This window comes from Paenibacillus sp. ATY16 (genome assembly GCF_003399985.2).
Classification (GTDB): Bacteria; Bacillota; Bacilli; order Paenibacillales; family Paenibacillaceae; genus Pristimantibacillus; species Pristimantibacillus glycanilyticus.
Genome location: NZ_NMOK02000008.1, coordinates 60,648 through 72,830 on the forward strand (window position 1 = coordinate 60,648; position 12,183 = coordinate 72,830).

The following is a 12,183-nucleotide window of genomic DNA, read 5'->3' on the forward strand; positions in this document are numbered from 1 at the left end:
TGTAGGCGCAATTATACTTCCATAATCTCTTTCTCTTTAGCTACCAAAACTTTATCGACTTCCGCGATGAAACGGTCCGTTGCTTTTTGGATGTCTTCTTGATGGCGACGGGACTCGTCTTCGGAAATCGTTGTTTTCTCAAGCTTCTTAATGTCGTCGTTAGCGTCACGGCGGATGTTGCGGATTGCAACTTTCGCTTCTTCGCCAAACTTCTTCGTTGTTTTAACAAGCTCCGTACGACGCTCTTCCGTAAGCGGCGGCAAAGTGATGCGGATCGCCGAACCATCGTTGGATGGAGTAAGGCCAAGATCGGATTTCATAATCGCTTTCTCGATCGCTGCGATCGACGATTTGTCCCAAGGCTGAATGAACAGCGTGCGGGAATCCGGAACATTAATATTCGCTAATTGCGCAACGGGCGTAGGCGCCCCGTAATATTCAACTTGAACACGGTCGAGCAAAGCAGGCGTCGCCCGTCCTGCACGAAGTGTAGCCAGATCACGTTTCAAAGCACCGATTGCTTTCTCCATACGCTCTTCTGCATTTTTCTTAATTGCTTGCGGCATTATTTCGCACTTCCTCTCACAATAGTACCAATCTTCTCACCAAGCACGACTTTCTTAATATTCCCTTTTTCGGTAATCGCGAACACGACGAGCGGAATATTGTTATCCATGCAAAGCGACGATGCCGTCGAATCCATAACACCAAGGTTCTTGTTCAGTACTTCCATGTATGTCAATTCTTCGTATTTCTCTGCTGTAGCGTCTTTGAACGGATCGGCGGAATATACGCCGTCTACTTTGTTCTTAGCCATCAGAATGACTTCCGCTTCAATCTCGGCTGCGCGAAGAGCTGCAGTCGTATCCGTCGAGAAGAACGGATTGCCCGTACCGGCTGCGAAAATCACAACGCGGCCTTTCTCCAGATGACGGATTGCGCGGCGTCTAATGTAAGGCTCCGCGATTTGTTGCATGGCGATCGAAGTTTGAACGCGAGTAGGCACTTCAATTTGCTCCAACGCATCTTGCAAGGCCAGAGAGTTCATTACGGTTGCCAGCATGCCCATATAATCTGCTGTCGCACGGTCGATACCCTTGGCCGTACCCGCGATACCGCGCCAGATGTTGCCGCCGCCTACAACGATAGCGACTTCAACACCAAGTGCTACTACTTCTTTAACTTGATCAGCGATTTCCGAAATGACCGAAGCTTCAATGCCGTAGCCTTGGTCTCCCGACAAAGATTCACCGCTAACTTTCAGAACAATTCTTTTGAAAACAGGCTGTCCCATCGTCCCTACCTCCATCTTGTACCTCGCGGGCGAGGTAACATCCTATTATTTAGAAAAAAAGAGCGGGGCGAACGCCCCGCCCCGCCTGTGCGTTCGGTTTACAGTTTTGCTTGAGCCATAACTTCTTCAACGAAGTTATCCACTTTTTTCTCCAAGCCTTCGCCCAGTTCGTAACGAACGAAACGACGGATCGAGATGTTTTCACCGATAGCGCTGATTTTCTCGTTCAGAAGAGCCGAGATTGTTTTGTCCGGATCTTTAACGAAGGATTGCTCCATCAAGCAGTACTCTTCGTAGTATTTCGAGATACGGCCGTCAACCATTTTCTCAACGATTTTTTCCGGTTTGCCTTCGTTCAAAGCTTGAGCTTTCAAAATCTCGCGCTCTTTTTCGATCTCTTCAGCCGGAACTTCTTCGCGTTTTACGAACTTAGGGTTCGCTGCGGCAATGTGCATTGCGATGTCGCGAGCGAAAGTACGGAATTGATCCGTTTTAGCTACGAAGTCAGTTTCGCAGTTGATTTCAACCAGAACGCCGATACGGCCGCCTGCATGGATATACGATTCAACTACGCCTTCAGTTGCAACACGGCCAGCTTTGTTAGCTGCCGCGGACAGACCTTTTTCACGAAGCAATTCAATTGCTTTTGTGATGTCGCCGTTTGTTTCGTCCAATGCTTTCTTGCAATCGAGCATACCTGCTCCAGTTCTTTCACGAAGTTCTTTTACTGCGCTTGCGGATACCGCCATGATTAGCCCTCCTGGAAATTCCATTTTTAGTTTTTACGTTCAAAAAAAGGGCGGTGAGAGGCTTTCACCTTCTGACCACCCTTTGTTGTAGCGATTATATCGGATTAAGCAGTTGTTTGCTCGCCTTGGTTAGCTTCCACGATAGCGTCAGCCATTTTGGACGTCAGCAATTTAACTGCGCGAATCGCGTCGTCATTGCCTGGAATTACATAGTCGATTTCGTCCGGATCGCAGTTTGTATCAACGATACCTACGATTGGGATACCGAGCTTGCGTGCTTCAGCAACAGCGATACGCTCTTTGCGAGGATCGATGATGAACAGCGCGCTAGGCAGGCCTTTCATGCCTTTGATGCCGCCGAGGAATTTTTCCAGACGGTCTTTTTCTTTGTTAAGAATGATAACTTCTTTTTTAGGCAGCACTTCGAAAGTACCGTCTTCCGACCATTTTTCGAGTTGACGCAGACGGTCAATACGTTTTTGGATCGTTTGGAAGTTAGTAAGCGTACCACCCAACCAACGTTGGTTGATGTAGAAGTTGCCGCAACGTTCAGCTTCTTCTTTCACCGAGTCTTGAGCTTGTTTTTTCGTACCTACGAACAGCATAGTGCCGCCCTCAGCAGCTACAGAACGTACGAAGTTGTAAGCCTCTTCGACTTTCTTAACTGTTTTTTGCAGGTCGATAATGTAAATTCCGTTTCTTTCTGTGAAGATATAACGATCCATCTTAGGGTTCCAACGACGAGTTTGGTGACCGAAGTGTACCCCAGCTTCGAGAAGCTGTTTCATGGAAATAACCGCCATATTCAACACACCTCCTGTTATGGTTTTTAGTGATTACCTCCGCCCATCGCATCTTCCGCTAAAACTTCCGGCGACCGGAAGCACCATTATCGGAATTAATAGGCGTGTGTTTTTAACACCGTCAATTAATATAACATATCTGCCTACACGGTGCAACAGATGATTGTCGAAATTTTGCAGTTTGTCTCTAACCCTTCATTTGCTGCTCGAATTCCGATTTGGTAAGCGGCTGGCTTGTCAGAATGCGAATGATGTCTGCAACCGTCGGATTCCCTTCAAAAATGAAATAGCCGGCGCGGACAGGTTTATTTTTCATCGCTTTGATAAAAGCGTCCTTGTCCGAGATCAGCTTCTGCTCGGACAGCAGCTCCGCAGTGTCCGTTAGGTTCATCCCGCCTGTAATGCGAACCTGCCGTTTAACCGCTGCTTCGGTTGGCTTGTCGGCAGACCCTTCCTTCTTATCGTCGCTCTTACTGCTATCAACCGGTGGTTCCGATGCCTTTACGGCAGGTGATTCCTCCGGCTTCTCCGTAGCCGGCTTGGCCGTTTCAGCCGCATTCCGGCTAGCTTTATCCCGCTCCTCCGCAAGCTTCTCATCCAGTTCCGCCTGCGTGTACAGCTTGGGCTCTCCATCGTTAAATCCGTTCGAAAGCCTCTGCTGGCTTTCGTCCCCGATCTGCATCAGCTGCAGCAAAATAGCGCCGGCAATAATGCCGACACCTAATCCTGCGACAAAGGAGCGGTTCTTAAACATAAGCCTTCTCCTCCTGCTTGGCCAGCTGCAAGATAAGCTGAACTTCGCCTTTGTTCATGCTCAGCTTTTTTGCGATGGCTTCGATAGACTTGCCTTGATTATATAAATCAAATAGATCAGGATAACGTAGCTGAATGCCCGATGCGGGCTGCTCGGGCTCTTGCTCAACGGCCGGCAGCTCCTCTGCCAGTGGCGCTGTCTTAGCGGTTCCGGTGATTGCCTTCGTTTGCGCTGCCATCAATAGATCGTTTTGACGCTGCTGTTGAAGGAAAGCAAGCTGCTGCTCAAGCAGCAGACATTTGTTTTCAAGCTCCGCCAACCGCTGTTTGCCTGCTTCCGTCTGCTGTTTCCCCTCTTCCCGCAATGTGGAAACAAGCTTTACCAATTCTTGATGGTCCAGCTCCGTGTTCTCCATAAATTGTTCAAGCGCGATTTCCATATTGCGCGTGTCCTTAGCTTCTCGTCCCTGCTGCTTTCTTGGCAGAAATAACGAAGCTACGGCGACAACCGCTCCCAGCAGTACAATATAAGTCCAGTTTGACATCATTCACACCCTCTACAAACAATGCTGTTCCTATAGCGAAATATCCACGTGATGCCCTTTATAGGGATGTTCGGCCTTATCCTCCGCATTCCCGGTCTCCTCCTGTTCCCGCTCCTGCTTTCGCTTTGCGAGATAAGGATTGCCGTTCTGACGGTCCCGATTATTGCGAACGTTCGTTCCGCCCGTCTGTTCAACGCCGGTATTCTTGCTGCGCAATTGTTCGGTTTGCTTGGATGCCAGTTCTGCCAAGCGGGAAAGCTCTGCATTCGCCTTATGATTCGACTGGCTTTGCATTCCGCCCGCTTCCGGAGTACGCGGGATTGACCATTGCAAATCAATTGGCTTAAACGGCATTTACGAGCTCCTCCCTACGAGAAAGGTAATTGTACGATATCCCCGTCCGTATACCGGAAAGAAACACGCTGCACCGGATCTTTGATAAATCGCGTGTAACGTCCGATTACAATTTTTATACCGCCGTAAACCGTATGGCTGATATCCACCTTTGCCTTATCGGTGTCCTCAAGCGTTCTCTCAATCTCCAGAATACGTTCTCTGATCTGGTCGATCTCCGCGGTTGTCTGGCGCCGTGTTGCTCCCAGCTTGATCCGCATGGCCATCTTCTGGTCGTTTAACTGATCCATCGCAGCTTGCTGGTCAAGAATCGCTAATGCTTTTACCGTCTTGTCCATCGCATCCATATGCTTGCGAAGAGTGAGGCGCAGCTCCTGCAGCTCGGAACGGGACTCTGGCTGTACCCCCACTTCAATAGAGGTCGCTGTTGACATCGTATTGCCTATCACGCGTGCCGACACTTGCTCTACCGCCTGTATGGAACCGCCTACAATTAACCCTTTTGATCCTTGGCAAATAACATTCCGGCCGGCGCGAACATGAGAATGCATAATGCTCTGAGACACCAAAACATCCTCGCCGGCAATAACATTGCTGTCTTGGATGAAGGAGCTTTTTACGTTTTTTTGAGCTTTGACATAGCCTTTGTTGCCTGCCATGATTCCGCCTGTGATTTCTATCGACCCCTCGGACTCCAGCTCGGCGCCCTCCACGCCGCCTATAACGCGGATATCGCCGGAAGCCTTTACCCGAAACCCGCTGAGGACATTCCCGCGAATGACCACCGTTCCGACAAAATCGATGTTGCCGACTCTATAATCAACGTCTCCGTTAACTTCATACACCGGAAAAACGTTTACTTTCTCTTTGTCAGTAATCGTAATAAGACCGTCAATCAAGGCATACATGGCCGTTTGGGTCTCGTTGACCACAACGTTTTTCCCTATTTTAAACCTAGCCTGTTTGCCTTGCTTGGCAGGAATCTCCTCGCCGGTTACCATCATGCCGGGCGAACCAAAAAGAGCATCGACCCGTTCTGCGATTAATTGACCGCGCTTTACGTTTTTTAGCCGGGATACTTCTTTGAAATCCACTTTGCCGTCTTCCAGCTCTGCAGGACGCTGGTTCTGATCCTGCATGTCATAAGCAAAACGGATAGATCCGTCCTTACCTGGCGAAGCCGGATTACCAACAGCGATTAAGGTTTGCTCTTTGCAATACGCAAGCGTATTGGTGCAAATTTCATTTAACAGACTTGTTCGTATCCCATATACAACGCCCTTGCTGCGTACAAATCGTTCCAATTGACCGGGAGTACAGTCGAAATCCTCGGTGATCCGGTTAAAGGTCAGTAAAGCAGACAGCTTGTCAGCTGATATCTGGATACGCAAGTAAGATTCCAATAAATGGTCTTCCACCTTGCCTACTCCCTTCTAATGCTGCAGTAATTGATCTTTATGCTTCGCTAATGCTCCGCGCAGCCGTAATATAGCTTTCGAATGTAGCTGGGAAATCCTCGATGGGGATAAAGACATGACTTCCGCGATCTCGCTTAACGATAATTCTTCATAATAAAAGAGCGAGATAACGGTGCGTTCCTTCTCCGTTAATTTCTCAATGCCGTTAACAAGAGAGTCCTTGAGGAAAAACTCATGCGCTTTGTGATCGGGATTTTTGGCCCGTTCGTCAATAAGCAGAGAAAGTCTTGTCTCCGACTCTTCTTCACGGATCGGATCTTCCAGCGAGCATACCGTGGTAATCGCAATCTCGTGAAGCATTGTGGTAAATTCCTTCTCGCTGACATTTAAATATTCGCTGATCTCCGCGTCGGATACGGAACGCAAGTATTTCTGCTCCAGGCTTTGATAAGCTTCTTCAATGCGCTTCGCCTTCTCGCGTACCGAACGCGGCACCCAATCACCCTGGCGAAGCCCGTCGATAATCGAACCGCGGATTCTCCAGGATGCATAGGTTTCAAATTGTAAGCCGCGACAGTAGTCGAATTTCTCGATTGCATCGATAAGCCCCATGACACCGTTGCTGGCGAGATCATCCTTAAGAACATTTTTGGGCAATCCAATCGCCATACGGTTCGTTACATAATCGACCAAAGGCAAGAATTGCTCGATGAGACGCTTCTTGGCTTCAAGATCGCCTTCCTCTTTCCACGCTCGCCACAAATCCAAATTCGCAGTCGCGATCATGTCACTCACCCTCCAGTCAGATGACGAATGGCCTTAGCCAATTCCTCAGGCTCTTTATTCTGTGTTGATACCAGCTTTGGCGGCGTTAACGGCTTAAACTGACTTTGTTGTTCCTGATGCTGTACGTCCTGAGTCTTATGGCCGTCCATCTGTGATTTGAGCAGTTGATTCAAGTCTTCGCTCTCATCAGGGGTTTGGAGATCCAGCTGTGTTCCTTTTCCTTCTTCTCCGACAGTCTCAGGTTGATGCATCACTGGCGGACGAAGGATAAAGGCAAGTAGAAACCGCATTACAAATGCAATCGCAACAAAGGCGATGAAAGCATACATGCTGCGCATCAGCATGACAGACAGCGGGTTTTTACCAATCGAAAATAATAAGGTTAATACCGCGCCAACAATCCCGAGGCCCACATTCCATCGCCAATTTCCAACCATTTCAAATCTCCTTTATTCCAAACTGCACGCTTCTAATAGTCAATACACCGCTGCTGCTGTCGATTTCAATCGTGCGGCCGTAATTCCCGCCTGTATCTTGTCCCATCAAGGGAATGGAATAGTTCGCGAGAATCTCCAAACAGGATTCAACATTCCGGGGTCCGATTCGCATCGAATCCGATTGGCCCGAGAAGGCGAACATTTGCGCTCCACCGGCCATTTTTGCTGCTAGACGTCCGATAACGGCGCCTTCTGCTTTCATCTGCCCAATAAGCTCGGGAATTGCCGTATCCGCATATTTGGCAATATTCATGGTCGACTCTCTGGCAATTTCCGAGGATGGCAGCATAACATGCGCCATACCCGCAATTCGTGCAACAGGATCGTATAACGTCAGTCCGACACAAGAGCCTAGTCCTGTTGTCCTCAGATGTGCTCCGTCCGCAGCCCATTTTAAATCTGCCATGCCGACCTTGATCACATCTTGTTGGATCATTCGGTCAGTACTCCCAAGGATTGAAATATTTTAGTGAAGGAATCCGGGTCCGGAATAAGGAAGAAATGCCCCTCCAACTCTTCCCTGTCTTCTAGGAACGTAGTTTCGATAAGCAGGGCGGAATCCCCCATCTCGCCGTATTGCATGAGTCCGTAGGTTAAGATTGGACCTGCCATATCCCTGGCAACGGAAGGCACGGAAGGCGCCATGGATAAATGCGTGAAGTCGGCAAGGGACGACAAATACGATCCCGCCAAAATGTTGCCGATCTCGCAAAGGGCGGACATTTCCATCTCCGAGTAGCTGCCTGTTGAATCGCAATCCAGGGACAGGAGCTGTCCCAACAAACGCTTCGCGGCATCCTCCTGGATGATGAAAAACATATTGCCGGGCGCTTCCCCTTCTACCCGAAGATATACGGCAATGACAACCTGCTCCGAACCGCCGACTCGATCCGCTACTTCTTCAAAGGGCAGCAGGCTGACCTTCGGAACCGCCATGTCTACAGGCTTGTCCAGAAGGCGGGATAATGCGGTTGCCGCATTACCCGCCCCGATATTGCCTACTTCCTTCAGAACATCCATTTCAAACGCTTTGAACCGGTTAAAGGCATCCACACCTACACCTCTAACTGCTCAAGCTGAATGATCTCGCTTTTGTTCAGCACTTCGGATAGATTCAGCATAATAAGCAGCCGGTTATCTCCGAACTTCGCAATGCCTCTCAAATATTTCGCTTTAATGCCGCCGACAATTTCAGGCGGCGAATCGATCGTGTCCGCGTCGATATCCACGACGTCATTGGCGGAATCAACGATAAAGCCCACTTCCATTTCGTTTACCGCAACGACAATGATCCGGCTGTTCTCCGTTGTTGCCGACTCCTCCAAGCCAAAACGGCCGCGAAGGTCGATTACGGGAACAACGATACCGCGCAGATTAATAACTCCTTTAATGAAGGAAGGCGTTTTCGGCACGCGCGTAATTGGGGATAAACGTTCGATTGTACGGACTTTTTCCACCTCAATGCCATATTCCTCATGCGCCAGCGAAAATACGATAACTTTTAATTCTTCTCCCATCGTTAAGCCCTCCCTATTTGATAAGTGCGTTAGGATCAATGATGAGCGCCACCTGGCCATCGCCAAGAATGGTCGCACCGGATATAGCTTCAATATTGGTTAAATATTTGCCTAGCGATTTCAACACAATCTCGCTTTGTCCAATAAACTCGTCAACGGTAATCGCCGCCCATTTATCGCCTTTACGGATAACGACAATTTCGGTCTCCGACTCGCTTTGCTCGTTAAAGTCGGGCGAATCGAGTACTTTGCTTAAAGAAACCAAAGGAATAACGGCGTTTCTGAAATGAATCATCCGGTTACCGTGTACGTTCAGGATCTGATCCTTCTGGATAATGCCGGTTTCCACGATAGACGTAAGCGGAATCGCGTATTTCTCGGAACCTAGCTTGATAAGCATCGCGGAAATAATAGATAGAGTCAGAGGCAATTGAACGGCAAATTTCGTTCCGCGCCCAAGCGCGGAATCAACCGTTACATTGCCGCCAAGGGAAGTGATCTTGGATCTAACGACATCAAGACCAACTCCGCGGCCGGAAATGTCGGAGATTTTATCGGCCGTACTGAACCCTGGAGCAAATATCAACATGTTGATATCTTCGTCAGACAGCTGCTTCGCCTGATCCTCGGTGACAACGCCGTTCTTGATCGCCGTTTTTAGAACTTTCTCGCGGTTTATGCCTCTTCCGTCTTCTTCAACCTCGATAAAGACATGATTGCCGCTATGATAAGCGCGCAGGTTAATCGTTCCTGTCTCCGGCTTGCCCGCTGCGATACGTTCCTGGGTGGTTTCAATGCCATGGTCCACCGAGTTGCGGAGCAAGTGAACCAGCGGGTCGCCTATCTCGTCAATGACTGTACGGTCAAGCTCTGTATCCGCGCCGGTAATTACCAGATCAATTTTCTTGTCAAGCGATTTAGCCAAGTCGCGGATCATGCGCGGGAACCGGTTAAATACCGAATCTACCGGAACCATCCTCAGCTTCAGGACGATATTTTGCAGATCGGAGCTGACTCGGGTCATATGCTCGACGGTTTCCGTCAGATCGTTGCGGCGGATCTCGCTGGACAGCTGCTCCAGCCTTACACGGTCGATCAGCAGCTCGCTGAACAGGTTCATCAGAGCATCCAGACGATCGATATCGACGCGGATCGTTCTGGATACGGCGGCAGGCGCAGAGGATGCTGCCGCCTGCGTGCGTGCTGCGCTAACCTGCTTGCCCGCTTCTTCCTTCGCGGCTTCCGATTGAGGCGCGGCTTGCGCAGGTGCCGCTGCCGGAGCCTGCTCCTTGGCCGCCGCATTATTCAGCATGGCGAGCGACTCAAGATCCAGCAACGCTACAGTGACCTTCTCGATCTCGGAGATTGCCGCGATTTGAGCTTCCAGCTCTTGCTGGGACAGGGTTGAGATGGTAAACACGGAGAAGGAACGGTCGAATTTCTCCTGCTCCAAATCGGTTACGGAAGGCTCGGATTTTACGATGTCGCCATTCTTGCCCAGCAGATCGAATACCATATAGGCACGCACGCCTTTTAAGACGCAATCTTCCCGGATTTCTACCTCGATGTAGTAGACGTTATGCCCGCTATCGATAGATTGCTGGATGACCGAGGTCTGGAACTCATCCAGAATTCCGCCGGTTTGCTGCACGGATGCGGACGGAGCAGACGATGCAGCCGTGGAAGCTACCGCCGTTTTGTAGTCTCCTTTGACGATGGACTGCAGCGAAGCCACAATCGCGGTTACATCCGCTTTGCCCGTTCCGCCTCCTACGATATCCTGAACCATGGACTCGAGAGCATCCAGCCCCTTGAACAAGGTATCGAAAATAAATTCATCCATCTTCAGCTTGCTGTTTCGTACAAGATCAAGCACGTTTTCCATCTCATGCGTCAGCGAGGCAAGATCTTCATACCCCATCGTTGCGGACATCCCTTTTAGGGTGTGGGCAGAGCGGAAAATTGACTGGACGATCGATAGATCCTCCGGCTCGCTCTCCAGGCGAAGCAAATTTTCGTTCAAAGCTTGCAGGTGATCATTGGATTCGTCGATAAACATCGATAAGTAGGCGTTCATATCCATTTTGTCGCACCTCCTGATAGGACTTTATATCATCTATTATCCTTTCAAAACCGCATGCTGCAGCTCGGCGGCAATCTGCTGCAGCGGCAGTACCGTCTTCACGCAGCCGGTCTCTATCGCGCTGCGCGGCATACCGTAAACGACGCAAGTCTGTTCTGACTCGGCAATCGCCGATTCCGCGCCGCTGTCGACGAGAGCCTTCATTCCTTTTGCTCCGTCGCTTCCCATTCCCGTCATGATGACGGCGTGACGTTTCAGCTCGTCGAATGGGGTCAATGACTCGAATAGAACGTCAACCGAAGGACGATGTCCGTTGCGCGGCGGCTTCTGCGTAAGCTGAACGTAATAGCCGCTCTGGTCCTTCGCCAGTTCCATGTGATGACCGCCAGGGGCGATATAGACAACCCCGGCCTTCAATCGGTCACCTTGAGAAGCCTCCACAACTTCAAGCTCGCTAAAGCTGTCCAGACGCTGGGCAAGCGACTTTGTAAACTTGGGGGGCATATGCTGTACGATCAATACGGGCGCTGCCAGCTGGGCCGGAAGCGAAGTGATCACTTCATGCAGAGCGCGTGGACCGCCGGTTGAAGTTCCGATCGCAATCAATTGGTCAAAGCCGTCCGTGTGCCTGAACCGTTTCCGTTCTTTGTTCTCCTCCAGTGCCGCCGCGACCGGAGCGATTGGTATACCCGGGGCTGACCCGTACGGTCTGCCGCCGCCATCGGTTAATGGCTTGACCGGATTCCTCAGACCGCCTGTTGGTTTGGTTTTCTTCTCTAATGCCGGAGCAGATGCGTCTCTTGCTTCTGCCTGCTGCTCCGGCTGCAGCAGCCCACGCTTACGGTTGTTCCCTTCTTCCGCCGATTTCGCTGGCTGGGCAAGCCGTGATTGCTCGGGCATGTCCCGATTATTGGAAGCCTTCTTCTTATCCGTGTCCATAACAGCGGTAGAATACCTTTTTGTCAGGACCGCGATTCTCAGCTTCTCAAGCAACAACTCCCCGACCCGGACAATATCATTGGAGAAAGCGCCCATCGGCTTGCGGATGAAGTCGAATGCCCCGAGCTGCAGTGCCTTAATGGTCTCTCTCGTGTTCTCTTCACTGATGCCGGATAACATGATCACGGGTGTCGGCTGTTCGATCATGATCCGCTGCAGGGCATCGAGCCCGTTAAGCTCGGGCATCTCAAGATCCAACGTGACAGCATCGGGCTTCCACTTCTTAACGGCTTCAATGGCTTCAATGCCGTTACAAGCGGTTGCCACAATCGTAAATTGGGGGTCCTGAACGATCAGATCGCTGAATATTTTTCTCATGAAAGGCGAATCGTCCACGACCAGCACGCGATAAGGAGCCATCCTGTTCCCCCTCTTATGTATGTAT

Annotated in this window: 15 protein-coding genes; all 15 read right to left on the bottom strand. The window is 50.2% G+C overall.

Features of this window, described 5'->3' with window-relative positions:
* Window positions 1-11: 11 nt before the first annotated feature.
* Window positions 12-566, bottom strand: coding sequence for a ribosome recycling factor (frr, locus tag CFI03_RS06045; protein ID WP_127495801.1), 555 nt, complete (start codon window positions 564-566; stop codon window positions 12-14).
* On the bottom strand, window positions 566-1,294 hold the full coding sequence (gene pyrH, locus CFI03_RS06050) for a UMP kinase (RefSeq protein WP_015844996.1): 729 nt from the start codon (window positions 1,292-1,294) through the stop codon (window positions 566-568). Before pyrH ends, frr begins: the two co-directional genes overlap by 1 nt.
* A gap of 98 nt (window positions 1,295-1,392) precedes the next feature.
* Window positions 1,393-2,043 (bottom strand): translation elongation factor Ts, encoded by a 651-nt coding sequence (gene tsf, locus CFI03_RS06055; RefSeq protein ID WP_015844997.1) that lies wholly within the window; start codon window positions 2,041-2,043, stop codon window positions 1,393-1,395.
* Window positions 2,044-2,147: 104 nt separating this feature from the next.
* On the bottom strand, window positions 2,148-2,846 hold the full coding sequence (gene rpsB, locus CFI03_RS06060; RefSeq protein ID WP_015844998.1) for a 30S ribosomal protein S2: 699 nt from the start codon (window positions 2,844-2,846) through the stop codon (window positions 2,148-2,150).
* Window positions 2,847-3,033: 187 nt separating this feature from the next.
* A complete protein-coding gene (locus CFI03_RS06065; RefSeq protein WP_248756791.1) occupies window positions 3,034-3,600 on the bottom strand; it encodes a hypothetical protein in 567 nt (188 codons plus the stop codon).
* The gene (locus CFI03_RS06070; RefSeq protein WP_248756792.1) at window positions 3,593-4,147 is read right to left on the bottom strand and encodes a DUF6115 domain-containing protein; all 555 of its coding nucleotides are present in this window, start codon (window positions 4,145-4,147) and stop codon (window positions 3,593-3,595) included. The genes CFI03_RS06065 and CFI03_RS06070 overlap by 8 nt, the downstream gene beginning before the upstream one ends.
* 27 nt (window positions 4,148-4,174) lie before the next feature.
* Window positions 4,175-4,498 (bottom strand): hypothetical protein, encoded by a 324-nt coding sequence (locus CFI03_RS06075; protein WP_248756793.1) that lies wholly within the window; start codon window positions 4,496-4,498, stop codon window positions 4,175-4,177.
* A gap of 14 nt (window positions 4,499-4,512) precedes the next feature.
* Complete coding sequence (locus CFI03_RS06080) at window positions 4,513-5,916, bottom strand: DUF342 domain-containing protein (protein ID WP_248756794.1); 1,404 nt, start codon at window positions 5,914-5,916, stop codon at window positions 4,513-4,515.
* 15 nt (window positions 5,917-5,931) lie between these two features.
* A complete protein-coding gene (locus CFI03_RS06085; RefSeq protein ID WP_127495808.1) occupies window positions 5,932-6,702 on the bottom strand; it encodes a FliA/WhiG family RNA polymerase sigma factor in 771 nt (256 codons plus the stop codon).
* Window positions 6,703-6,707: 5 nt separating this feature from the next.
* Window positions 6,708-7,139 (bottom strand): hypothetical protein, encoded by a 432-nt coding sequence (locus CFI03_RS06090; RefSeq protein WP_248756795.1) that lies wholly within the window; start codon window positions 7,137-7,139, stop codon window positions 6,708-6,710.
* A 1-nt stretch (window position 7,140) separates the two neighbouring features.
* Window positions 7,141-7,635, bottom strand: a complete 495-nt coding sequence (locus CFI03_RS06095; protein ID WP_127495810.1) for a chemotaxis protein CheD — start codon at window positions 7,633-7,635, stop codon at window positions 7,141-7,143.
* Window positions 7,632-8,219 (bottom strand): chemotaxis protein CheC, encoded by a 588-nt coding sequence (locus CFI03_RS06100; protein WP_127495848.1) that lies wholly within the window; start codon window positions 8,217-8,219, stop codon window positions 7,632-7,634. Before CFI03_RS06100 ends, CFI03_RS06095 begins: the two co-directional genes overlap by 4 nt.
* A 35-nt stretch (window positions 8,220-8,254) precedes the next feature.
* Entirely contained in the window at window positions 8,255-8,716 is a 462-nt protein-coding gene (locus tag CFI03_RS06105; protein ID WP_248756796.1) for a chemotaxis protein CheW, read from the bottom strand.
* Window positions 8,717-8,729: 13 nt separating this feature from the next.
* Complete coding sequence (locus CFI03_RS06110; RefSeq protein ID WP_248756797.1) at window positions 8,730-10,799, bottom strand: chemotaxis protein CheA; 2,070 nt, start codon at window positions 10,797-10,799, stop codon at window positions 8,730-8,732.
* Window positions 10,800-10,835: 36 nt separating this feature from the next.
* A complete protein-coding gene (locus tag CFI03_RS06115) occupies window positions 10,836-12,158 on the bottom strand; it encodes a protein-glutamate methylesterase/protein-glutamine glutaminase (RefSeq protein ID WP_248756798.1) in 1,323 nt (440 codons plus the stop codon).
* Between the last annotated feature and the right edge of the window lie 25 nt (window positions 12,159-12,183).